The sequence below is a fragment of the Saccharothrix saharensis genome (assembly GCF_006716745.1).
Classification (GTDB): domain Bacteria; phylum Actinomycetota; class Actinomycetes; order Mycobacteriales; family Pseudonocardiaceae; genus Actinosynnema; species Actinosynnema saharense.
Genome location: NZ_VFPP01000001.1, coordinates 1,302,125 through 1,328,126, shown reverse-complemented (window position 1 = coordinate 1,328,126; position 26,002 = coordinate 1,302,125). Strand labels below are relative to the sequence as shown.

The 26,002-nt window shown below is 75.3% G+C and carries 4 protein-coding genes; all 4 read left to right on the top strand.

The genetic code is table 11. The features are described 5' to 3' along the window. Positions 1-6: 6 nt before the first annotated feature. Genes FHX81_RS05040 through FHX81_RS05025 form a run of 4 tightly spaced genes read left to right on the top strand, consistent with a single transcriptional unit; the run spans position 7 to position 25,980 of the window. On the top strand, positions 7-10,959 hold the full coding sequence (locus tag FHX81_RS05040; RefSeq protein WP_141975499.1) for a non-ribosomal peptide synthetase: 10,953 nt from the start codon (positions 7-9) through the stop codon (positions 10,957-10,959). Continuing rightward, positions 10,956-21,872, top strand: a complete 10,917-nt coding sequence (locus FHX81_RS05035; RefSeq protein WP_141975496.1) for a non-ribosomal peptide synthetase — start codon at positions 10,956-10,958, stop codon at positions 21,870-21,872. The genes FHX81_RS05040 and FHX81_RS05035 overlap by 4 nt, the downstream gene beginning before the upstream one ends. Continuing rightward, positions 21,869-25,771: a non-ribosomal peptide synthetase gene (locus FHX81_RS05030; RefSeq protein ID WP_141975494.1), complete on the top strand. Its 3,903-nt coding sequence runs from the start codon at positions 21,869-21,871 to the stop codon at positions 25,769-25,771. Before FHX81_RS05035 ends, FHX81_RS05030 begins: the two co-directional genes overlap by 4 nt. After that, complete coding sequence (locus FHX81_RS05025; RefSeq protein ID WP_141975492.1) at positions 25,768-25,980, top strand: MbtH family protein; 213 nt, start codon at positions 25,768-25,770, stop codon at positions 25,978-25,980. Before FHX81_RS05030 ends, FHX81_RS05025 begins: the two co-directional genes overlap by 4 nt. Positions 25,981-26,002 lie beyond the last annotated feature (22 nt).

The following is a 26,002-nucleotide window of genomic DNA, read 5'->3' as shown; positions in this document are numbered from 1 at the left end:
AGGGACATGAGCGAGGACAGGCGGCGGTGGCCGCTCTCCCCGGGACAGCTGGGGATCTGGTACGGCCAGCGGTTGAACCCCGACAACGTGTTCGTCATGTCGGAGTACCTGGAGATCCACGGCCCGGTGGACGTGGCGCTGTTCGAGGAGGCGCTGCGCCGCACCGTGCTGGAGGCCGAGACCGTCCAGGTCCGGTTCACCGAGGACGCCGACGGCGTGTGGCAGTTCCTCGCTCCCGACCCGCACCTGCACTTCTTCGACCACACCGACCGCGCCGACCCGGTCGGTGACGCGGTGGCGTGGATGGACGCCGACGTGTACCGGCCGATGGACCTGGAGAACGGGCCGCTGTCGGTGGACGCGCTGTTCAAGGTCGCGCCGGACCGGTTCCTGTACTACCAGCGCAACCACCACGTGATCGCCGACGGCGTGAGCGGGCGCATCTTCACCGACCGCCTGGCCACGGTGTACTCGGCCCTGGTGGCGGGTGAGGAGCCGCCGCCCGGCGCGTTCGCCACGCTCCAGCAGTACCTGGACGACGACGCCGCCTACCGCGCGTCCGCGGCCTACCTGCGCGACCAGGAGCACTGGCGCGCCCGCCTGGCCGACCGGCCCGCGCCCGTCGGCCTCACCTCCGGCACCGCGCCCGCCAGCGCCCGCCCGGCCCGCGCCACCGCGCACGTCGAGCCCGCGCTGATGGACCGGATGAAGGAGCTGACCCGGGCCCACGCGTCCACCTGGCCGATGGCGCTGACCGCCGCGACCGCCGTCTACCTGCACCTGGTCACGGGCGCGCGCACGACGCCGGTCGGGTTCCCGGTGATGGCGCGCAAGAGCAAGCTGCTGCGCGAGACGCCCGGCATGGTGAGCAACATCCTCGCGCTGTTCGTGGACGTCGACCCGTCGGTCACGTTCGTCGACGTGCTGCGGCGGACGACCGCGGAAGCGCGCAACACGCTCAAGCACCAGCGGTACCGGCAGGAGGACGTGCTGCGGGACCTGGGGCTGGTGCGCGGCGCGGGCCAGTTGGCGAACGTCGTGGTCAACATCATGCCGTTCGACTACAACGTCACCTTCGGCGGGCACGGTGTCACCGCGCACAACCTGTCCAACGGCGTGATCGACGACGTGGAGATCACCGCGTACGACCGGTCGGACGGCAAGCCCGTGCGGATCGACCTGGACGGCAACGAGTTCCTGTACCGCGAGCCGGAGGTGGCCGCGCACCTGGACCGGTTGCTGCGGCTGCTCGACCGGCTCGTGGCGGACCCGGACGCGCCGCTGGCGTCGTTCGACCTGCTGGCGGACGCGGAACGCGAGCTGGCGCTGGACGGGTGGAACCGGACCGACGCGCCGTTGAGCGACGAGGACGGCGTGGTGCGGCGGGTGCGGGAGCACGCCCGGAGCACGCCCGACGCGGTCGCCGTGGTGGACGACGAAGGGTCGACGAGCTACGCCGAGCTGGCCGGTCGTGCCGCCGCGCTGACCCGACGGCTGGGGGAGGCGGGCGTCGGGCGCGGTGACGTGGTCGCGCTGCCCACCGCGCCGGGCCGCGACTTCGTGGTGTCCGTGCTGGCGGTGTTCGGGGCGGGCGCGGCGTACGTGCCGGTGGACTCGGACTCGCCGATCGCCCGCGGTCGCGCGCTGCTGGCCGACAGCGGGGCACGCCTGGTGCTCGCGTCACCGGCCGTGGCGTCCTTCGCCGCCGACCTGGCCGGGGACGTGGACCTGCTGCTGGTCTCCGACGAGGTGGCCGGATCCTGGCCCGAGCCCGTCGGCGCGGGTGACGACCTGGCGTACGTGCTGTTCACGTCCGGGTCGACCGGCAAGCCCAAGGGCGCCATGGTCACGCACCGGGGCATGGTGAACCACCTGCTGACCAAGGTCGAGGACTGTCGGCTGTCCGATGTGGACACGGTGGTGCAGAACGCGCCGCTGACGTTCGACATCAGCATCTGGCAGATGCTGGCCCCGCTGATGGTGGGCGGCACCACGCGCGTCGTCACCCGTGAGCTCGCGGCCGACCCGCGCGCCCTGTTCGACCGGACCGACGCCGAGCGCGTCGCCGTCCTCGAAGTGGTGCCGTCACTGCTGCGCGCGGCCCTGGAGTCGTGGGAAGCCGACGGCGACCGGCCGGGGTTGGCGTCGCTGCGCCTGCTCGTCGCCACCGGTGAGGCGCTGCCCGCCGACCTGTGCGTCCGCTGGCTCGAAGCGTTCCCCGCCATCCCGCTCATGAACGCCTACGGTCCCACCGAGTGCGCCGACGACGTCACGCACGCGTTCATCACCTCGCCCGACGACGTCGCCGACGGCGTCCCCATCGGCAGCGCCCTGCGCAACACCCGGCTCTACGTGCTGGACGACCGGTTGCGGCCGGTGCCCGTCGGCACGCCCGGTGAGCTGTACGTCGGCGGTGAGGGCGTGGGCCGGGGCTACCTCGGCGACCCGGGCCGCACCGGCGCGGTGTTCGTGCCCGACCCGTTCACGCCGCGCGCCGGCCGCCGCATGTACCGCACCGGCGACTACGTGGTGCGCCGCCCCGACGGGTCGCTGGTGTTCCTGGAACGCCGGGACCACCAGGTGAAGGTCCGCGGTCACCGCATCGAGCTGGGCGAGGTCGAGGCCGCGCTCGCCGGGCACGCCGACGTCGGCGCGCTCGCGGTCGTGGTGCGGGAGGACCGGCCCGGCGACAAGCGGCTCGTCGCGTACGTGACGCCCGCCGACGTCGACACCGCCGCGCTGCGGGCGTCGGCCGAGGCCGGGTTGCCGGGGTACATGGTGCCGTCGGCGTTCGTCGCCCTGGACGCGCTGCCGTTGACGCCCAACGGGAAGCTCGACCGGCACGCGCTGCCCGCGCCCGACTCCGGTGCGGCCGGCCGTGCGCCGCGCACGCCGCTGGAAGAGTTGCTGGTCGCGGTGTTCGCCGACGTGCTCGGTGTCGAACGGGTCGGCGTGGACGAGGGGTTCTTCGACCTCGGCGGCCACTCGCTGCTCGCCACCCGGCTGATCAGCAAGGTGCGGGCCGCGCTGGGCGTGGAGCTGTCGCTGCGGTCGGTGTTCGACCACCCGACGCCCGCCGGGCTGGCGCTCGTCGTGGACGGTGCGTCCGCCGCCCGCTCGCGCCCCACCGCACGGCCGCGCCCGGACGTGCTGCCCCTGTCGTCCGCCCAACGCCGCCTGTGGTTCCTGCACGGCCTGGACGAGGCGGGCGGCACCTACAACGTGCCGCTGCCGTTGCGCCTCACGGGTCCGCTCGACCGCGATGCGCTGCTGGCCGCGCTCGGTGACGTCGTCACCCGCCACGAGCCGCTGCGCACCCGTTACCCGGAGGTCGACGGCGAGCCCGTCCAGCAGGTCCTCGACGCCGCCGAGGCGCTGCGCGCGCTGCCCGACCACGTGGAGACGGCGGCCGTCGCGGACCCGGCGGAGCGGATGACCGCCGCCACCGGACACCGCTTCGACCTCACCCACGGCCTGCCGTGGCGGCTGTGGCTGTTCGAGACCGGGCCGGACGAGCACGTCCTGCTGCTGGTCGTGCACCACATCGCCGCGGACGGCTGGTCGCTGGCACCCCTGCTGCGCGACCTCGGCACGGCTTACCGCGCCCGCCACGCGGCCACCACCCCCGAGTTCACGCCGCTGCCGTTGCAGTACGCGGACTACGCGCTGTGGCAACGCGAAGCGCTCGGCGACGAGGACGACCCGGACGGCGCGCTCAGCCGCCAGGTCCGGTTCTGGCGCGACCGGCTCGCCGGGCTGCCCGAGGTGCTGGAGCTGCCCACCGACCGGCCCCGCCCGGACGTGCCGTCGCACCGGGGCGCACGCGTGCCGCTGACCGTGGACGGCGAGCTGTACGCGCGGCTGACCGACATCGCTCGGGAGACGCGCACCAGCGTTTTCATGGTCCTGCACGCCGCCGTGGCCGCCTTGCTGACGCGGTTGGGCGCGGGTACGGACATCCCGTTGGGCACGGCGGTGGCCGGTCGGTCCGACGAGGTGCTGGACGACCTGGTCGGGTTCTTCGTGAACACGGTGGTGCTGCGCACCGACACCTCCGGTGACCCGTCGTTCGAGGAACTGTTGGAGCGGGTGCGGCAGACCGACCTGGCGGCGTTGGCGCACCAGGACGTGCCGTTCGAACGGCTGGTGGAGGAGCTGAACCCGCGCCGGTCGCTGGCGCGGCACCCGCTGTTCCAGGTGATGCTCGTGCTGCAGAACACCCCGGACCCGGACGTCGACCTGCCCGGCCTGAACGTCGCGGTGGCCGACCTGCGCACCGCCGTGGCCAAGTTCAACCTGTGGTTCGACCTGTACGAGACCCGCGACGACAGCGGCGCGGTGACCGGTGTCGCCGGTGCCCTGGAGTACGCGCTCGACCTGTTCGACGACGCGGGTGCGCGGCACCTGGTGACGCGCCTGGGCACGCTGCTCGCCGCCGTCGCCGCCGATCCCGCGACGCCGCTCGCGCGCCTGGGCCTGCTCACCCCCGAAGAGCGGCACGCCGAGCTGGTCACCTGGAACGACACCGCCCGCCGCGTCGGGTCCACGTCCCTGGCCGCGCGGTTCGAGGCGCAGGCCGCCGCCACGCCCGACGCGCCCGCCGTGGCGTCGGACGCGGGCACCCTCACGTACGGGCAGCTCGACGCCGAGGCCGACCGGTGGGCGCACCGGCTCGCCGCCGCCGGCGTCGGCACCGAGACGCCCGTCGCGCTTCTCGTGGACCGGTCGCCCGCGCTGGTGGTGATGATCCTCGCGGTGCTCAAGGCCGGCGGGTACTACGTGCCGCTGCACGAGTCGTACCCGGTGGAGCGCCTGGACTTCGTGCTCGCCGACCTCGGCGCGCCCGTCCTGGTCACCGACCGGGCCGCGCTGCCCGAGGGGCTCACCGCGCCCGCGCACGTCCTGCGCACCGACGAGCGGCCGCCCGCCGCCGGCCCGCTGAACCGGCGTTCGCACCCCGACCAGCTGGCGTACGTCATGCACACGTCCGGCTCGACGGGCGTGCCCAAGGGCGTCGCGGTCACCCACGCCAACGTCGTGGAGCTGGCCACCGACCGCCTGTTCACCACACCCGCGCACGCCCGCGTGCTGCTGCACTCGTCGCACGCCTTCGACGCCTCCACCTACGAGCTGTGGGCGCCGCTGCTGTCCGGCGGCACGGTCGTGGTGGCACCGCCCGGCGTGCTGGACATCGCCACCCTCGGCCGGGTCGTCACCGAGCACCGCGTCACGGCCCTGTGGCTCACCGCCGGCCTGTTCCGGCTGGTCGCCGAGGAAGCGCCGACGTGCCTGGCCGGTGTGCGGGAGGTGTGGACCGGCGGTGACGTCGTGCCCGCCGGCGCGGTGGCCCGGGTGCGCGCGCACTGCCCGGAGCTGACCGTGGTCGACGGCTACGGCCCCACCGAGACCACCACGTTCGCCACCCGGTTCGCGCTGCGGCCCGGCGAGCCGGACCCCGAGGCGATGCCGATCGGCCTGCCGATGGACAACACGCGCGTGCACGTGCTCGACGCCGACCTGGGGCTCACGCCGCCGGGCGCGGTGGGTGAGCTGTACGTGGCGGGCACCGGCCTCGCGCGCGGCTATTTGGGGCGCGCCGGTCTGACCGCGGAGCGGTTCGTGCCCAACCCGTACGGGCCGCCCGGCGACCGCATGTACCGCACCGGCGACCTCGTGCGCCGCCGGCCCGACGGGCGGTTGGCGTTCCACGGGCGCGCGGACGACCAGGTCAAGCTGCGGGGTTTCCGGATCGAGCCGGGCGAGGTCGAGGCCGTGCTGGCCCGGCACCCGGACGTGGCGCACGCGGTGATCGCCGTCCGCGCCGACCACCGCGGCGAACGCCGCCTCGTGGCCTACGTGGTGCCCGCCGAGGGCGCGGCCCCGGACCAGGCGGCGTTGCGCGAGCACGTCGGCGACGCGCTGCCCGCGTACATGGTGCCGTCGGTGTTCGTGGAGCTGGAGGCGTTGCCCCTCAACGGCAACGGCAAGGTCGACCGGCACGCCCTGCCCGCGCCGACGACCACCGCCGCGTCCGCGTCCCGTGCGGCGCACGGCGTGGAGCAGACGTTGTGCGCGCTGTTCGCCGACGTGCTCGGCGTGCCCGAGGTGGGGGTGGACGACGGGTTCTTCGACCTCGGCGGCCACTCGCTGCTGGCGATGCGGCTGATCAGCCGGGTCCGGGCGGTGCTGGGCGTGGAAGCGCCGATCCGCGCGGTGTTCGAGCACCCGACGCCCGCCGGGCTGGCCCGCGCCCTGCACGACGCCGCGCCCGCCCGTGCCCGCGTCACGGCCCGGCCGCGGCCCGACGTGGTGCCGCTGTCGGCCGCGCAGCAGCGCCTGTGGTTCCTCGACCGGCTGGACGAGGCGGGCGGCCTGTACTCCGTGCCGCTGGCCGTGCGGCTGACCGGCGCGCTGGACGACGCCGCGCTGCTCGCGGCCGTGGCCGACGTCGTGGTCCGGCACGAGGTGCTGCGCACGGTGTTCCCCGAGGTCGACGGCGCGCCGCGGCAGGCGGTGCTGGACCCGGCGGCGGCGACCGCCCTGCTCAGCGCCGCCACCCGGCGGGTCGGCACCACCGAGGACGCGCTGCCCGCCGACCTGGCCGACGCCGTGCGGCACAAGTTCGACCTCGCCGACGACCTGCCCGTGGCCGTGCGGCTGTACCGGCTCGCCGCCGACCACCACGTGCTGCTCCTGCTGCTGCACCACGTGGCCGCGGACGGGTGGTCCCTCGCGCCGCTGCTGCGGGACCTCGGCGTCGCCTACCGCGCCCGGCACGAAGGCGTCGCGCCGGAGTTCACGCCGCTGCCCGTGCAGTACGCGGACTACACGTTGTGGCAGCACGACGTGCTCGGCTCCGACGAGGACGAGCGCAGTGCGTTGCGCGCCCAGCTCGACCACTGGCGCGCCCGGCTGGCCGACCTGCCCGACACGCTCGACCTGCCGACGGACCGGCCACGCCCGAGCCGGCCGGAGCACGACGGCGGCTCGGTGCCGTTGCGCCTGGACGCCGACGTGCACGCCCGCGTGGCACGCCTGGCCGCCGCTCACGGTGCGAGCACGTTCATGGTGCTGCACGCGGCGCTGTCGGCGTTGCTGACGCGGCTCGGCGCGGGCACGGACATCCCGGTGGGCACGCCGGTCGCCGGTCGCCGCGACGAGGCGCTGGACGACCTGGTCGGCTTCTTCGTCAACACGCTCGTGCTGCGGGTCGACACGTCGGGCGAACCCGCGTTCGGCGAGCTGCTGGACCGGGTCCGCGACACCGACCTGGCCGCGTTCGCGCACCAGGACGTGCCGTTCGACCGGCTGGTGGAGGAGCTGGCGCCGCCGCGGTCGCTGGCCAGGCACCCGCTGTTCCAGGTGCTGCTGGCGCTGCAGAACAACGCCGACCCCGACCTGGACCTGCCGGGCGTCACGCCCGAGGTGGTGGACCTGCCCGCCGGGCCGGCCAAGTTCGACCTGTCGTTCACCCTGGCCGAGCGGCACGAGGACGGCGAGCCCGCGGGCCTGCACGGCGAACTGGAGTTCAGCCGGGACCTGTTCGACACCGACACCGCGCACCGGGTGGCGACCTGGTTCGCCCGGCTGCTCGATCGGGCCACGGCCGAGCCGGCGCGCCGCATCGGCGAGCTGGACCTGCTCGCGCCCGGCGAGGCCGACCACCTGGCCCGCGGTGCGGCCGGACCGGTCGGGCCCGTCCCCGACGCGACGGTCCTCGCCGCGTTCGAGCGGTTCGCGGCGGCCGGCGGCGACCGGACGGCGGTGGTGGCCGACGACGTGCGGCTCACCGCGGCCGAGGTGGAGCGGCGCGCCAACCGGCTCGCGCACTCGTTGCTGCGCCGCGGCACGGCGGTCGGCGACGTGGTCGCGGTGGTGCTGCCCCGCTCGGTCGACACCGTCGTGGCGCTGCTGGCCGTGCTGAAGGCGGGCGCGGTCTACCTGCCGCTGGACCCGGACCACCCGGCGGAACGGCGGCGCGCCACGCTCGCCGACGCCCGCCCGGCCCTGGTCGTCGAGGGCTCGGTCGCCGACCACGCGCTGCCCGACGTGCCGGACACGGCTCCCACCGACGCCGACCGCACCCGGCCGCTGACCGCGCGCGACGCCGCGTACGTGATCTACACCTCAGGGTCGACCGGCCGGCCCAAGGGCGTCGTCGTGGAGCACGGTTCCCTGGCGAACCTGCTGCGCCACCACGAAGAGCACGTGTTCACGCCCGTCGCCCGCCGCCTCGGCCGGGACCGGCTCCGGTCCGCGCTCACCGCGCCCGTGGCGTTCGACGCGTCGTGGGACCCGGTGCTGTGGCTGTTCGCCGGCCACGAGCTGCACGTCATCGGCGACGACGCCCGCCGCGACCCGGCCGCCCTGGTCGCCCACCTGCGCCGCGAGCGGATCGACGTCATCGAGACCACGCCGTCCTACGTGGACCACCTGGTGGCGCACGGACTGCTGGACGGCCCCGAGCGGTTCCCGTCCGTCGTGCTGCTGGGCGGCGAGGCGGTGCCCGCGCACCTGTGGGAAACCCTGCGCGGCACGCCCGGGCTGGTGGCGCTCAACTTCTACGGGCCCACCGAGTCCACGGTGGACTCGATGATCGCCGACCTGGCCGACCACGCCGCGCCGGTCATCGGCACGCCCGTGCTCAACAGCCGGGCCCACGTCCTCGACGCGTGGCTGCGGCCCGTGCCGGTGGGCGTGCCCGGCGAGCTGTACCTGTCCGGCCCGAACGTCGCCCGCGGCTACCTCGACCGGCCCGCCCTGACGTCGCACCGGTTCGTCGCGGACCCGTTCGCGGCAGGCGGTGCGCGCATGTACCGCACGGGCGACCTCGCGCGCCGCCTGCCCGACGGTGCCGTGGAGTTCCTCGGCCGCGTCGACAGCCAGGTCAAGGTGCGGGGCTTCCGGGTCGAGCCGGGCGAGGTGGAGGCCGCGCTGCGCCGCCACGGCGGCGTGGACGCGTGCGCCGTGCTGTTGCGCCCCGACCACGGCGGCACGCCGCGGCTCGTCGCCTACGTCACCGCGGCACCCGGCCGGGAGCTGGACACCGCGGCGCTGAGGTCGGCGGTGCGCGCCGAACTGCCGGACTACATGGTGCCGGCGGCGGTGGTGGTGCTGGACGAGTTGCCGTTGAGCCGCAACGGCAAGCTCGACCACGCCGTGCTGCCCGCGCCCGCCGCCCCCGAGCCGGCGCCGCGGACCGACGGCACGCGCACCGCGCGGGAGGAGGCGCTGTGCGCGGTGTTCGCCGACGTGCTCGGCCTGCCCGACGTGGGCGTGGACGACAGCTTCTTCGACCTCGGCGGCGACAGCATCGGCTCCATCCAGCTCGTCAGCCGCGCGCGGCGCGCGGGCCTGGTGTTCACCCCGCGGGACGTGTTCGAGCGCAAGACCGTCGCCGAACTGGCCCTGGTCGCCGTCGAGCCCGCCGACGCGCGGCTCGTGCCCGACACCACCGGCAGCGGACCCGCCGTGCTCACGCCGGTCGTGCGCTGGTTCCTCGACAGCGGCGGCACGCTCGACGGCTTCAACCAGGCCCAGCTCGTCGCGGTGCCGGCCGGACTGGGCCGGGAGCGGCTGCTGGGCGCGCTGGACGCGCTGCTGGACCACCACGACGCGCTGCGGTCCCGCCTGGCCCGCGACGACGAGGGGGAGTGGGTCTACGGGATCGCCGACCCGGGCGCGGTCCGCGCGGCCGACGTCACCCGCCGGGTGGACGTGACGGGGCTGGACGACACCGCCCGCGCCGCCGCGGTCCGGGCCGAGGCGGACACCGCGTGGCGACGCCTGGACCCGGCACGCGGCCGGCTCGTGCAGGCGGTGTGGTTCGACGCGGGCCCCGCGCACCCCGGCGACCTGCTGCTGGTCGTGCACCACCTCGCGGTGGACGGCGTGTCGTGGCGCATCCTGCTGCCCGACCTCGCCCGGGCGTGGCACGCCCTGGCGGCCGGCCGCGAGCCGGAGCTGGAACCGGTGTGGACGTCGTGGCGGCGCTGGTCGCACCTGCTGCACGACGCCGCGCACGACCCGGCGCGCGCCGACCAGCTCCCGTACTGGACCGCCGTCCTCGACGGCCCGGACCCGCTGCTCGGCGCCCGCCCGCTCGACCCGGCCCGCGACACCGTCGGCACGGCCCGCACCAGCGAGGTCCGGCTGACCGTCGAGGAGACCGCGCCGCTGCTCACGGAGGTGCCCGCCGCGTTCCACGCGGGCGTGGACGACGTGCTGCTGACCGCGCTCGCGCTGGCCGTCGGCCGGTGGCGGGAACGGCGTGGCCGCGGCGCGGGGACCTCCGTGCTGCTCCAGGTCGAGGGCCACGGCCGGGAGGACGTGGTGCCGGACGTGGAGCTGTCCCGCACGGTCGGCTGGTTCACCAGCGTGCACCCGGTGCGGCTGGACCCCGGCCGGGTCGGCTGGCCCGAGCTGCTGGCCGGCGGACCGGCCGCGGGCACGGCCCTCAAGCGGGTCAAGGAACAACTGCGCGAGCTGCCGGAGAAGGGCGTCGGCTACGGCCTGCTGCGCCACCTCAACGCCGACACGGCGGGCAAGCTCGCCGGCCTGGGCGCGCCGCAGGTCGCGTTCAACTACCTGGGCCGCGTCGACACCGCCGCGCCGGGCGGCGACCGACTGTGGCTGCCCGCGCCGGGTTTCACCGCCCCCGTCGGGCACGACGACCTGCCGTTCGTGCACGCGATCGAGGTCACGGCCGTCACCGAGGACACCCCCGTCGGCCCGCGCCTGGCCGCCACCCTCGCCTGGCCCGCCGACCTGCTCGCCGACACCGAGGCCGCCGACCTCGCCGCGGCGTGGCGGCAGGCGCTGGGCGGGCTGGTCGAGCACGTCCGGGGCACCGCGGCGGGCGGCCTCACGCCGTCGGACCTGGACCTGGTGCCGCTCAGCCAGGACGAGCTGGACCTGCTGGAAGACGACGAAGACGAGAGCGAGGACTTGGACCGATGAGCAAGAAGTCCGCAGTCGAGGACGTCCTGCCGCTGTCGTCGTTGCAGGAGGGGTTCCTCTTCCACGCCCTGTACGACCGCGACGGCCTGGACGTCTACACCGTGCAGATGGCCACCGAGCTGACCGGCCCGGTGGACGTGCCCGCGCTGCGCGCCGCCGCCGACGCGCTGCTGCGCCGGCACGCCAACCTGCGCGTCGGGTTCCGGCACAAGGGGCTCGACCGGCCCGTGCAGGTGGTGCGCCGCGAGGTGCGCGCGCCGTGGCGGGAGGTCGACCTGACCGGCGGTGCCGACCCCGAGGCCGGGTACGCCGAGCTGGTCGACGAGGAGCGCGCCCGCCGCTTCGACATGGCCCGCGCGCCGCTGCTGAGGTTCGTGCTGGTCGTGCTGCCCGGCGGGGTGCACCGGCTGCTGCTGACCATGCACCACATCCTGATGGACGGCTGGTCCACGCCGGTGTTCCTGGACGAGCTGTTCACCCTCTACGAGCACGCGGGCGACGACTCGTCCATGCCCCGCGTCACGCCCTACCGCGACTACCTCGGCTGGCTCAAGCGCCAGGACGTCGACGGCGCGCTGGCCGCCTACGACGACGTGCTGGCCGGGCTCGACGGGCCGACGCTGGTCGGCTCGGCCGCGACCAACGCCCCCGTGGTGCCCGACGGGGTGCTGGTCGAGCTGGACGACGAGCTGACCGACGCGCTCACCCGCACCACCAGGGCCCGCGGCTGGACGATGAACACGCTCGCCCAGGGCGCCTGGGGCGTGGTGCTGGGCCGTTACCTCGGCCGCCGCGACGTGGTGTTCGGCGGCACGGTGTCCGGCCGGCCCGCCGAGCTGCCGGGCGTGGAGACGATGCTCGGCCTGTTCATCAACACGTTGCCCGTGCGCGTCACCTGGACCGCCGGGCAGTCCCTGGGCGAGCTGCTGACCGCCGTGCAGGACCGGCAGGCCGGGCTGATCGCGCACCAGCACGTCGGGCTGGCGGACGTGCAGCGGCGCACCGGCCACGGCGAGCTGTTCGACACCACGATGGTGTTCGAGAACTACCCGGTCGACGTGGACACCGCGCCCGTGCTGGGCGGCGGCGTGCGGATCACCGACTTCCAGGCCCGCGACGCCACGCACTACCCGATCAGCCTGGTCGGCCTGCCCGGAGAGCGGCTGGCGTTCCGCCTCGACCACCGGCCCGACGTGCTGGGCCGGGCGACCGTGGCGCGGATGGGGGAGTGGCTGCGGCTGGTGCTGCGCGCCATCGCCGCCGACCCGGACCGGCCGGTCGACGCGGTGGACCTGCTCGACGCGGCCGACCGCGACCGCATCCTGGTCGACTGGAACGCCACCGACCACGCCGTCGAGCCGCTGCACCTGACCGCGCTGCTGGACCGACAGGCGGCGGCCACCCCCGACGCGACCGCCGTCGTCCACGGCTCCGACGTCCGCACCTACGCCGGGCTGCACGCCGACGCCAACCGCCTCGCCCGCCTGCTGGTCGAGCACGGCGCCGGGCCGGAAAGCCTGGTGGCGGTGGCGCTTCCGCGCGGCGCGAGGCTGGTCACGACGCTGCTGGCGGTGCTCAAGACCGGTGCGGGCTACCTGCCGCTCGACCCCGACCAGCCGACCGAGCGGCTGGCCGACATGCTGGGCGAGACCCGGCCCGTGCGGCTGGTCACCGACGCCGCCCTCGCGCCTCGGCTGGCAGCGTTGGACGTGCCGGCGCTGATCGTGGACGAACTCGACTGCGCGTCCCGGTCCGCCGAGCCGCTGTCCGACGCGGACCGGCGTTCGCCGCTGCGGCTGGAGCACGCCGCCTACGTCATCTACACCTCCGGCTCCACGGGCCGGCCCAAGGGCACGCTGGTCGAGCACCGGGCGGCGGTGAACTACCTCCAGTGGTCGGTCGACGCCTACCCGTCCGTGCGGTCGGGCGTGTTCCTGCACTCGCCGGTCACGTTCGACCTCACGGTCACCGGCCTGTACGCGCCGCTGATCTCCGGCGGCGCGGTGCACCTGGGTGACCTGGCCGACGACGGCATCGACCCGGCGAGCCCCACGGCGGCCGGTTTCGCGTTCCTCAAGGGCACGCCGAGCCACCTGTCCGTGCTGGACGTGCTGCCGGACACCTACTCGCCGACCGCCGAACTCGTCCTCGGCGGCGAGCCCCTGCCCGGCGCGCAGCTCGACGTGTGGCGCAAGCGCCACCCCGGCGCCCGCGTGGTCAACGAGTACGGCCCCACGGAGACCACGGTCGGCTGCACGTCGCTGGTGGTCGAGCCGGACGACGAGATCCCCGCCGAGGTGCTGTCGCTGGGCCGTCCACTGTGGAACACGCAGGCGTACGTGCTGGACGACGCGCTGCGCCCGGTGCCGCCCGGTGTCGTGGGCGAGCTCTACATCGCGGGCGGGAACCTGGCCCGCGGCTACGTCGCCCGGCCCGGCCTCACCTCCGGCCGGTTCGTGGCCAACCCCTACGGCCCGGCCGGCTCCCGCATGTACCGCACCGGCGACCTGGCGCGGTGGGGCGAGCACGGCGACCTGCTGTTCGCGGGCCGCGCCGACGACCAGGTGAAGATCCGCGGCTACCGGGTCGAGCTGGGCGAGATCGAGTCCGTGCTGTCGCGGCACCCGGCGGTCGGCCCGGTCGGTGTGGTCGTGCGCGAGGACCAGCCCGGCGACCAGCGGCTCGTCGCCTACGTCGTGCCCGCCGAGGGCCGCGACTTCGACCCGACCGCCCTGCACGCGCACGTCACCGCCGCCGTGCCGGACTACATGGTGCCATCGGCGTTCGTGCGGCTGGACGCGTTGCCGTTGACGACCAACGGCAAGCTGGACCGCCGCGCCCTGCCCGCGCCGGACGTGGTCGGCGGCACCGCCGCGACCGGCCGCGCGCCGCGCAACTTCACCGAGGAAGTGCTGGTCGGCGTGTTCGCCACGGTCCTCAACCTGCCTTCGGTGGGCGTCGAGGACAGCTTCTTCGACCTCGGCGGCCACTCCCTGCTGGCCACCCGGCTCGTCAGCCGGGTCCGGTCCGTGCTGGACGTGGAGCTGTCCATCCGGTCGGTGTTCGAGGCGCCCACGCCCGCCGCGCTGGCGGCGCTGGCCGAACGCGCCCGCGGCACCCGCCAGGACGTGGAGGTGCTGCCGCGCCCGGACGTGCTGCCCCTGTCGCACGCCCAGCGCCGGCTGTGGTTCCTGGACCGGCTGGAGGAGGCGGCCGGCATGTACAACGTGCCGCTGCCGCTGCGCCTGACCGGGCGGCTGGACCGGGACGCGCTCGTGGCGGCGTTCGGCGACGTGGTGGCGCGGCACGAGTCGCTGCGCACCACGTTCCCGGAGGTCGACGGCGAACCGCGCCAGCACGTGCTCACCGCGCCCAGCCTGCCGGTCGTGCACGTCGAGGTGGACGAGGACGACCTGCCCGACGCCGTCGCCGCCGCGCTGGGCCACCGGTTCGACCTGGCCGCCGATCTGCCGTGCCGGGTGTGGTTGTTCGAGCTCGCGCCCGACGAGCACGTGGTGCTGTTCCTGGTGCACCACATCGCGGGCGACGGCTGGTCGTTGACGCCGATGCTGCGCGACCTGGGCACGGCCTACCGCGCCCGGCTCGCCGGCGAGGCACCGGACCTGCCGCCGCTGCCGTTGCAGTACGCGGACTACACGTTGTGGCAGCGGCGGGTGCTCGGGTCGGACGAGGAGGAGGGCAGCGCGCTCGCGGCGCAGGTCGAGTTCTGGCGCTCCCGGCTGGCCGGGCTGCCCGAGGTGCTGGAACTGCCCGCGGACCGGCCGCGCCCGGCCGTGGCGTCGTACCGGGGCGGGCGGGTGCCGTTCCGGCTGGACGCCGACACGCACACCCGGCTCGTCGCCCTGGCCCGGCAGACCCGCACGACGGTGTTCATGGTGCTCCAGGCCGCGGTGGCGGCGTTGTTGACGCGGTTGGGCGCGGGTACCGACATCCCGCTGGGGACGGCGGTGGCCGGTCGTTCCGACGAGGCGTTGGACGACCTGGTCGGGTTCTTCGTGAACACGTTGGTCCTGCGGACCGACACGTCCGGCGACCCGACGTTCAAGGAGCTGCTGGAGCGGGTCCGGCAGACGGACCTGGCGGCGTTGGCGCACCAGGACGTGCCGTTCGAGCGGCTGGTGGAGGTGCTCAACCCGCGCCGGTCGCTGGCCAGGCACCCGCTGTTCCAGGTGATGCTCGTGCTCCAGAACACGCCCGAGGCCGACCTGGACCTGCCCGACCTCGCCATCGACCTCGAAGAGGTGCCCGGCGGCGCGGCCAAGTTCGACCTGCTGCTGGACCTGCGCGAGACCCACGACCAGGCGGGCCGGCCGGCGGGCGTGGAAGGCGACCTGGAACACGCGCTGGACCTGTTCGACGCGTCCACCGCCCGCACGCTCGTGCGGCGGCTCGTGCGGCTGCTGGAGACCGTCGTCGCGGACCCGGCGATCCGCCTCGGGGACGTGGACGTGCTCGACCCCGCCGAACGCGACCGCGTGCTGCACCGGTGGAACGACACCGCGCGGCCCGTGCCGGACGTGTTCGTGGAACAGCTCATCGCCCGGCAGGCGAGCCGCACCCCTGACGCGATCGCCGTCGTCGGCCCCGACCGCACGCTCACCTACGCCCAGCTGGACGCCCGCGCCGACCGGATCGCCGCCCTGCTGGCGGAACGCGGCGTGCGGCCGGAGACGGCGGTCGCGGTCTCGTTGCCGCGCACGTCCGACGCCGTGGTGGCGCTGCTGGCGGTGCTGCGGGCGGGCGGCGCGTACGTGCCGCTGGACCCGGGCCACCCGGCCGAGCGGATCGCGTACGTGCTGGAGGACACGCGCCCGGTGTGCGTGATCGCCGACGCCACCACCGCGCCCCGGTTGGACGTGGCTTCCGAGCTGCTCCTGCGGCTGGACGACCCGGCCGTGGCCGAACGCCTCACCTGGCCGGCCGCGCCGCCTACCACCTCCGCCCACGGTGGGTCGTCGGCCTACGTCATCCACACCTCCGGCTCCACCGGCCGGCCCAAGGGCGTGGCCGTGACGCGGCGCGGCATGGCGAACCTCGTCGGCTGGGCCGCCGACCACTTCACCGCCGAGGAGCTGTCCTCGGTGCTGCTGTCCACCTCGCTGAACTTCGACGTGTCGGTGTTCGAGCTGTTCACGCCGCTCGTCGTCGGCGGGCGGGTGGAGGTGGTGGAGAACCTGACCGCCCTGGTGGAGCGCGGCGGCTGGGCCGGTGGCCTGGTCAGCGGTGTGCCGTCGGTGTTCGCGCAGGTGTTGGCGGCCGGCGTCGAGCTGGACGCGCGGGCCGTCGTGCTCGCCGGGGAGGGCCTGCCCGCGAGCGTCTACAACGACGTGCGCGCCGCCCTGCCCGGCGCCCGGATCGAGAACATCTACGGCCCCACCGAGGCCACCGTCTACACGCTCCGGTGGGGCACGACGGCACCCGAACCGCTCGACGGGCCCGCGCCGACCGGCCGTCCGCTGTGGAACACCCGCGCGTACGTGCTGGACGCCGCGCTGCGGCCCGTGCCGCCCGGCACACCCGGCGAGCTGTACCTGGCGGGCGAGGGCCTGGCCCGCGGTTACGTCGGCCGGCCCGCGCTGACCGCCGAGCGGTTCGTGGCCGACCCGTTCGGCCGGGGCGGGCGGCTGTACCGCACCGGCGACCTCGTGCGCTGGGGCGTGGACGGCCGACTGGAGTACCTGGGCCGCTCGGACGACCAGGTGAAGCTGCGCGGCTTCCGCATCGAGCTGGGCGAGGTCGAGTCCGCGCTGACCCGGCACGCCGCCGTGGACCGCGCCGCCGTGGTGGTCCGCGAGGACCGGCCGGGGGACAAGCGGCTCGTCGGCTACGTCGTCGGCCGCGCCGTCGACCCGGACGCCGTGCTCGACACCGTCCGCGCGGTCCTGCCGGCGTACATGGTGCCCGCCGCGCTGGTCGTGCTGGACGAGTTCCCGTTGAACGCCAACGGCAAGCTCGACCGCCGCGCCCTGCCCGCCCCGGACGCCGCCGAGGTCGGCGACGCCGCACCGCGCACCCCCGCCGAGGAGGTGCTGTGCGCGGTGTTCGCCGACGTGCTCGGGCTGGAGCGGGTCGGCGTGGACGACGGGTTCTTCGACCTCGGCGGCCACTCGCTGCTCGCCACCCGCCTGATCAGCCGGGTGCGTGCGGCGATGGGCGTGGAACTACCGCTGCGCGCGGTGTTCGAAGCGCCCACGCCCGCGATGCTCGCCGCCCGCGCCACCACGGCGGGCGCGGCGCGCAAGGGCGTCACCCCCGTCGAACGGCCCGAGGCGGTGCCGCTGTCGTTCGCCCAGCGCCGCCTGTGGTTCCTGGACCGGCTGGAGCAGGCGGGCGGGATGTACAACATCCCGATCGCGCTGCGGTTGTCCGGCGACCTGGACGTGACCGCGCTGCGCGCCGCCCTCGGCGACGTCCTGGCCCGGCACGAGTCGCTGCGCACGGTCTTCCCCGACTCCGAGGGCACGCCGCGCCAGCTCGTGATCCCGGCCGCCGAGGCGGACGGGATGCTGACCCGGTCGTTCAGCGTGCGCACCACCGACGCGACCGTGCTCCGGGAGCGGCTGGACGACGCGGCGGCGTGCACCTTCGACCTGTCCCGCGAGCTGCCGCTCAAGGTGTGGCTGTTCGAGCTGTCGCCGTCGGAGCACGTGCTGCTGCTGGTGCTGCACCACATCGCGGGCGACGGCTGGTCGTTCACGCCGCTGACCCGCGACCTCGGCCACGCCTACCGGGCCCGCCTCGCCGGGCGCGCGCCCGAGCTGCCGGACCTGCCCGTGCAGTACGCGGACTACGCGTTGTGGCAGGCCGAGGTGCTCGGCGCGGACGGTGACGCGGACTCGGCGGGCGCGGCGCAGCTCGAGTTCTGGCGGCGACAGCTCGACGGCATCCCCGACGCGCTGGAGCTGCCCACCGACCGGCGCCGACCCGCCGCGGCCTCCCACCGGGGCGGTCTGGTGCCCTGGCGCGTGGACGCCGACCTGCACGCGGACCTGCTGGCGCTGGCCCGCCGCAGCGGCACCAGCCTGTTCATGGTGGTCCAAGCCGCGATCTCGGCATTGCTGACCCGGCTGGGCGCGGGGGAGGACGTGGTGCTCGGCACCGCCGTCGCGGGCCGCACGGACGCCGCGCTGGAGGACCTGGTCGGGTTCTTCGTCAACACGCTGGTGCTGCGCGCCGACACGTCCGGCGACCCGACCTTCGAGGAGCTGCTGGGCCGCGTGCGGCGGACCGACCTGGCCGCGTTCGCGCACCAGGACCTGCCGTTCGACCGGCTCGTGGACGCGCTCAACCCGGAGCGGTCCGTGGCGCGGCACCCGCTGTTCCAGGTGATGCTCGTGCTGCAGAACGTGCCCGAGCCCGACCTGGACCTGCCGGGACTGCGCCTGGACCTCGTGGACCTCGGCGAGGGACCGGCGAAGTTCGACCTGTCGTTCGACCTGGGTGAGACCGAGGCGGGCCTGGAAGGCACCATCCAGTTCGCCACCGACCTGTTCGACCGCGCCACCGTCGAAGCCCTCGGCGCGCGGCTCACCCGCGTGCTGCGGGCCGTCGCCGCCGACGCCACCACACCGGTCAGCGCCCTGCCCGTCCTCGGCGACGGCGAACGCGCCGTCGTGCTGGACGTCTGGGGCCGCAGCGCCTCGCACCGGGAACGCGGCACCATCGTGGGCCGGTTCCGCGCGCAGGTCGCCAGGGCACCGCGGGCCGTGGCCCTGGTGGACGGCGACCGCGAGCTGACCTACGCCGAGGTGGACGCCCGCGCCCGGGCGCTCGCCCACCACCTGGTCGCGGTCGGCGTGCGGCCCGAGACGCGGGTGGCCGTGCTCGCCCGCCGCACCGCCGAACGGACCGTCGCGAGCCTCGCCGTGCTGTACGCGGGCGGCGCGTACGTGCCGCTGCACGACGGCAACCCGGCCGAGCGGCACAACCTCATCCTCGCCGACACGTCCGCGGCGGTCCTGCTCACCGACCGCGCCGACCTGCCCGCCGGTCTCGACGCCCCGGCGCGCGTGGTGGACCTGACGGCACCGCTGCCGCCGGCGTCCGACGCCGCACTGCCCGCGCCGCACCCCGAGCAGCTGGCCTACGTCATCCACACCTCCGGCTCCACGGGTGTGCCGAAGGGCGCGGCCGTCACCCACGGCGACGTGGCCGAGCTGGTCACCGACCCGGTCTTCACCACGGGCGCGCACCACCGCGTCCTCGTGCACTCCTCCTACGCCTTCGACGCGAGCACCTACGAGATGTGGGTGCCGCTGCTCAACGGCGGCACGTCGATCGTCGACTCGCCCGACGAGGTGGACATCGCCGGCCTGGCCGCCGCGATCCGCCGCCACGGCGTGACCGCGCTGTGGGTGACCGCCGGCTTGTTCCGGGTCGTCGCGGAGGAGGCGCCGGAGGCCCTGGCGCCGCTGCGCGAGGTGTGGACGGGTGGTGACGTGGTGTCCGAGCACGCGGTGGCCGCTGTGCGGCGGGCGTGCCCGGACCTGGTGGTGGTCAACGGCTACGGTCCCACCGAGACCACGGTGTTCGCCTCGCGCCACGTGCTGCTGCCCGGTGACGTGGCACCGAGCCCGCTGCCGATCGGCGTCCCGATGGCGGGCACCGCGCTGCGCGTCCTGGACGGCCGGCTCCAGCCCGTGCCGCCGGGCGTGACCGGCGAGGTGTTCGTCGCGGGCGGCAAGCTCGCCCGCGGCTACCTGGCCCGGCCGGGGCTCACCGCCGAGCGGTTCGTCGCCGACCCGCACGGCGCGCCCGGCGACCGCATGTACCGCACCGGCGACCTGGCCCGCTGGTCCCGCGAGGGCGGGCTGGAGTTCGTCGGCCGCACCGACGGCCAGGTGAAGCTGCGCGGCTTCCGCATCGAGCTCGGCGAGGTCGAGGCCGCGCTGACCGGTCGGGCGGGCGTCACGGGCGCGGCGGTCGTGGTCCGCGAGGACCGGCCCGGTGAACGCCGCCTCGTCGCCTACCTGGTCGGCGAGGCCGTGGACGTGGCCGGTGCGCGGGCCGCCGCCGCGGCCGCCCTGCCGGACTACTCGGTGCCGTCGGCGTTCGTGGTGCTCCCGGAGTTGCCGCTGACCGTCAACGGCAAGCTCGACCGCCGCGCACTGCCGGCGCCGCGGCGGGAGGCGGCGCCGGTCACCGTGCCGCGCACCGCGGTGGAGGAGGCGCTGGCGGGCGTGTTCGCCGACGTGCTCGGCGTCGAGCGGGTCGGCGTGGACGACGGGTTCTTCGACCTCGGCGGCGACAGCATCATGTCGATCCAGCTCGTCAGCCGCGCCCGCACGGCCGGCTGGGTGTTCACCCCGCGTGACGTGTTCGAGCTGAAGACCGTCCGCCGCCTGGCCGACGTCGCCGTGCCGCTGGCCGAGCGGGACGACGACGTGGCCGACGGCGACGGTGTCGGCGAGGTGCCGCTGCTGCCGATCGTGGAGTGGCTGCGGGCGGGCGGCGGTCCGGTCGACGGGTTCAACCAGTCGCACCTGGTCGCCACGCCCGCAGGCCTCGGCCGACAGCACCTGGTGGAGGCCTTGGCCGCCGTGCTGGACCACCACGACGCCCTGCGTGCCCGGCTGCGCCGCGACGACGACCGGTGGGCGCTGGAAGTGCTGCCGCACGGCGCGGTGAGGGCCGAGGAGCACGTGGCCCGCGTGGACGTCGCCGGGCTCGCCGAGGACGGGCTGGCGGCCGTGATCGCGGAGCACACCGAGTCCGCCCGCCGCGCCCTGCGGCCCGACGACGCGGTGATGGCGCGCCTGGTGTGGTTCGACGCCGGGCCCGACGCGCCCGGCCGGCTGCTGGTCATGGCGCACCACCTGGTCGTGGACGGCGTGTCGTGGCGGATCCTGCTGCCCGACCTCGCCACCGCCGCGACGGCCGCCCGGCTGGGTGTGGAGCCGCAACTGCCGCCGGTGCGCACGTCGTGGCGGCGGTGGGCGACCCGCCTGGCGGAAGCGGCGACCGAACCGCGGTGGGCCGAGCAGGTGCCGCACTGGCTGGCCACCGCCGACACCGCCCAGCCGTCCCTCGCCGCACGTCCCCTCGACCCGCGCCGCGACACCCTCGCCACCGCGCGCACCGCGGTGGTCGAGGTGGACCCGGACGTCACCACGGCGCTGCTGACGACCGCGCCCGCCGCGTTCCGGGTCAGCGTGGACGACGTGCTGCTCACCGGCTTCGGGCTGGCCGTGCGCGAGTGGCTGGCCCGGCGCGGCGAGCGGCTGCCCGACGCGCTGCTGGTGGACCGCGAGGGCCACGGCCGGCACGAGGACGCGGTCGCGCCCGGCCTGGACCTGTCCCGCACGGTCGGCTGGTTCACCAACCTCTACCCGGTGCGGGTCGACGTACCGCCGCTGCGGTGGGACGACGTGCTCGCGGCCGGCGACCCCGTCGGAACGGCGCTCAAGCAGGTCAAGGAGGGCCTGCGCGCGGTGCCCGACCACGGCCTGGGCTACGGCCTGCTGCGCCACCTCAACCCGGACACCGCGGGCAAGCTCGCCGCCTGCCCCGCGCCGCAGATCGGCTTCAACTACCTGGGCCGCACGAGCGTCGGCGCGACCGGCCGCGACTGGACCCCGTTGACCGGGGCGGGCGGCGCGGTCGGCGACGACGGCCTGCCGTTCGCGCACGTGCTGGAGGTCAACGCCTTCACCGAGGACGGCGTGGACGGGCCCCGCCTGGTCGCGGCCCTGTCGTGGCCCGCCGCCCTGCTGGACGAACCGGACGTGGTCGAGCTGGGCCGGCTGTGGCGCGACGCCCTGGCCGCGCTCGCCGCGCACGCCCGCGACCCGCGCGCCGGCGGCCTCACGCCCTCCGACGTGGCGCTGGTCCCCCTGTCGCAGAAGAACATCGACCGCCTGGAGGCCATGATGAGGAAGGCCCGCCGATCATGACTGGACAGCTCATGAGCGCGCCGCGCATCGAGGACATCCTTCCGCTGGCCCCGTTGCAGCAGGGCCTGCTGTTCCACGCCCTGCACGACACCGACGGCCTCGACTTCTACACCGTCCAGGTGGCCGTCGACCTGTACGGCGAGCTCGGCGTGGACGCGCTGCACGACGCCGTGCGGGCGCTCGTGCGGCGGCACGCCGGGCTGCGGTCGGTGTTCGTGCACGAAGGGCTCGACCAGCCGGTGCAGGTCGTGCTCGACCACGTCGAGGTGCCGTGGGAGGTGGTGGACTGCTCGACGCTGTCCGTCGCCGAGGCGGAGGCGCGGTTCGAGGAGCGCTACGACGCCGACCGGCTGCGCCGCTTCGCGCTGCACGAGGACGTGCCGCTGCGGTGCGTGCTGTTCCGCATGCCGTTCAAGGACTTCCGGCTCGCCCTCACCCTGCACCACATCGTGGTCGACGGCTGGTCGATGCCCGTGCTGCTGGACGAGCTGTTCGAGCTGTACGACCGGCACGGCGACGAGCGGGGCATGCCGCCCGTCGCCCCCTACCGCGACTACCTGGCCTGGCTGGACGCCCGCGACCACGAGGTGTCCCGCAAGGCGTGGGACGAGGTGCTGCACGGCGTCACCGGACCGACGTTGGTCGGCGGCCCCGGCCGGCCCGGTGAGCAGGCGCCGCCCGCGCAGCTGAAGGTGAAGCTCGGCGAGGAGCTGACCGGGCGGCTGGCCGAGCTGGCGCGGGAGCGCGGCTGGACGGTCAACACCGCCGTGCAGGCCGCGTGGGGCCTCACCCTCGGCCTGCACACCGGCCGCACCGACGTGGTGTTCGGCGGCACGGTGTCCGGACGCCCGCCGGAGCTGCCCGGCGTGGAGCGGATGATCGGCCTGTTCATCAACACGCTGCCGGTGCGGGTGGCCTGGTCGCCCGACGACACCGCCGCGGACCTGCTCGACGCGGTGCAGTCGCAGCAGACCGGGCTGATGGAGCACCAGCACGTCGGGCTCGCCGAGCTCCAGGGCCGGATCGGGCGCGGCCCGCTGTTCGACACGACCCTGGTGTTCGAGAACTACCCGGCGGGCGACGAGGACAACACCGAGCTGGCCGGCGGCGCGTTCCTGATCGACGTGGAAGCCCGGGACGCGACGCACTACCCGGTGACGCTGATCGGCGTGCCGGGGCCGGACCTGGCGTTCCGGCTGGACCACCGGCCGGACCTGGTGGACGCCGCCACCGCCCGCCGGCTGCTCACCTGGCTGCTGCGCACCCTGGCGGACCTGGTCGAGCACCCGGACCGGCCGCTGAGCGCGTCGTCGCCGCTGGACGACGCCGACCGCGACCGCGTGCTGCGCGAGTGGAACGACACCGCCACGCCGGTCGAGGACGTCACGCTCACCGACCTGCTGGACCGGCAGGCTACCTCCGCGCCGGACGCGACCGCCGTCATCGACCACGACCGCGTGCTGGACTACGCCGCGCTGCACGCGTCCGCCGACCGCCTGGCCCGCCGGCTCGTCGCGGTGGGCGCGGGACCGGACGCGCTGGTGGCCGTGTCGCTGCCGCGCTCGGCCGACCTGGTCGTGACCCTGCTGGCGGTGCTGAAGTCCGGTGCGGCCTACCTGCCGCTGGACACCGACCTGCCCGCGCGGCGGCGTGCCGTGCTGCTGGCCGAAGCGCGGCCGGTGTGCGTGGTGACGGACGACCCGGCGGCGTTCGACGGCCTGCCGGTGGTGGCGGTCGAGGGCGACGGACCGGACGTGGCGGTGGACCGCGCGAAGCCGGACGACCTGGCGTACGTCATCCACACCTCCGGCTCCACCGGCACTCCCAAGGGTGTCGGCGTGCCGCACCGGGGCATCGTGAACCGCCTGCTGTGGATGCAGGACCGCTACCGGCTCGCCCCGGACGACCGGGTGCTGCTCAAGACGCCGTACACGTTCGACGTGTCGGTGTGGGAGTTCTTCTGGCCCCTGATCGCGGGCGCGGCGATCGTGGTCACCAAGCCGGACGGCCACCGCGACCCGGCGCACCTGGCGCGGGTGATCAACGACCACGGCGTCACGACCGCCCACTTCGTACCGTCCATGTTGGACGCGTTCCTGGTCGAGCCGGTGCCGTGCCCGACGTTGCGGCGGGTGGTGTGCAGCGGCGAAGCGCTCCTGCCCGCCACCCGGGACCGGTTCCTGGCGGCGTACCCCGCCGAGCTGCACAACCTCTACGGCCCCACCGAGGCGTCGGTGGACGTCACGTCGTGGCAGTGCGACACCGAGGACCCGCGCGTGCCGATCGGCCGGCCCGTCTGGAACACCCGCGCGCACGTGCTGGACGCGCGGCTCGCGCCCGTGCCGCCCGGCGCACCGGGTGAGCTGTACCTGGCGGGCGTGCAACTGGCCCGCGGCTACCTCGGCCGCCCCGGCGTCACCGCGACGCGGTTCGTGGCCGACCCGTACGGCCCGGCCGGCTCGCGCCTGTACCGCACCGGCGACCTGGCCCGCTGGGACGACGACGGCGCGCTCGTCTACCTGGGCCGGGCCGACGACCAGGTGAAGCTGCGGGGCGTCCGGGTGGAGCCGGGCGAGGTGGAGGCCGCCGTGGCGCGGTGCGCCGGGGTGGCGCACGCGGCCGTCGCGGTGCGCGAGGACGTGCCGGGCGACCAGCGGCTGGCCGCGTACTACGTGCCCGAGCCCGGCGCCGCGCCGGACCCGGACGAGGTGCGCGACCAGCTGGCCGCCGAGCTGCCCGCGCACCTCGTGCCCGGCACGGTCACCGAGCTGGACGCCCTGCCGCTCAACGCCAACGGCAAGCTCGACCGCCGCGCCCTGCCCGCGCCCCGGTCCGCCGCGACCGCCGGACGCGCGCCGCGCACGCTCACCGAGGACCTGCTGTGCCGCATGTTCGCCGAGGTGCTGCGGGTGGACGGGTTCGACCCGGACCGGGGGTTCTTCGCGGCGGGCGGCCACTCGCTGCTCGCCGTGACCCTGGCCGACCGGGTGCGGTCCCGCTTCGACGCCGACGTGACCGTGCGGACGTTGTTCGAGTCGCCCAGCCCGGCCGAACTGGCCCGCCGCCTGGACGGCGACCCGGCCGCGACGGGCGTGGACGCGCTGGGCCCGCTGCTGCCGCTGCGGGTGGGCGGCGACGCGCCGCCGCTGTTCTGCCTGCACCCGGCCTCCGGCCTGAGCTGGTGCTACACCGGGCTGCTCGGCGCGCTCGACCCGGACGTGCCGCTGTACGGCCTCCAGGCCGACCTGACAGGGCCGGACCTCGCCGGGACCGGTCCCGGCACGATCGGCGACCAGGCCGCCCGGTTCGTCGAGCACATCCGCTCGGTCGCCCCGCACGGGCCGTACCGGCTGCTCGGCTGGTCCATGGGCGGCCACCTGGCCCACGAGGTCGCCGTCCGGCTCCAGGAGGACGGCGGGACCGTCGACCTGCTCGCCGTCCTCGACTCCTACCCCCGCGCGGTCACGACCGCGATGACCACCGACGAGGTCTTCGCCGACGCGTTCGCCGGCACCGGCCTGACCCCCGCCGACCTGGCCACGCCCGAGGGCCGTGCCCGTGCCGTCGCCGTGGTGCGCACCGAGCTCGGCGGCTACGAGCAGACCTCCGAGGACGTCGCCCGCGCCGTGCTCGACGCGTACCTGGCCAACGGCCGCGCCCTGTCCGCACACACGCCCCGCCGCTTCGACGGCGACCTGCTGTTCTTCCGCGCCGCCGACGCCGCCGACCACCCGGACCGCGACCCGGGTCGGTGGGCGCCGCACGTCACCGGCGCGATCCACGTGCACGACGTACCCGCACCCCACGAAGAGATGACTCGTCAAGACGTCCTTGACGAGGTCGCCGAGGCGGTCGACGCCGCCGTGGCGACGCCGCGACCCGAAGGAGACCCGCGATGAGCACCAACCCGTTCGAGGACGAGAACGGCACCTACTTCGTGCTGGTCAACGACGAGAACCAGCACTCGCTGTGGCCGCACTTCATCCCGGTGCCCGACGGCTGGCGCGTGGTGTTCGGCGAGGCGGGCCGCCAGGCGTGCCTGGACCACGTGGAGGCGAACTGGACCGACATGCGCCCCCAGAGCCTCGTCGACGCCATGGGCGCCTGAGCGGACCCGTCCGAGACAAGGA

Bases quoted from the DNA above. Each gene is read 5' to 3' on its own strand.
- FHX81_RS05030 (WP_141975494.1), top strand. From the start codon at position 21,869: ATGACTGGACAGCTCATGAGCGCGCCGCGCATCGAGGACATCCTTCCG.
- FHX81_RS05040 (WP_141975499.1), top strand. From the start codon at position 7: ATGAGCGAGGACAGGCGGCGGTGGCCGCTCTCCCCGGGACAGCTGGGG.
- FHX81_RS05035 (WP_141975496.1), top strand. From the start codon at position 10,956: ATGAGCAAGAAGTCCGCAGTCGAGGACGTCCTGCCGCTGTCGTCGTTG.
- FHX81_RS05025 (WP_141975492.1), top strand. From the start codon at position 25,768: ATGAGCACCAACCCGTTCGAGGACGAGAACGGCACCTACTTCGTGCTG.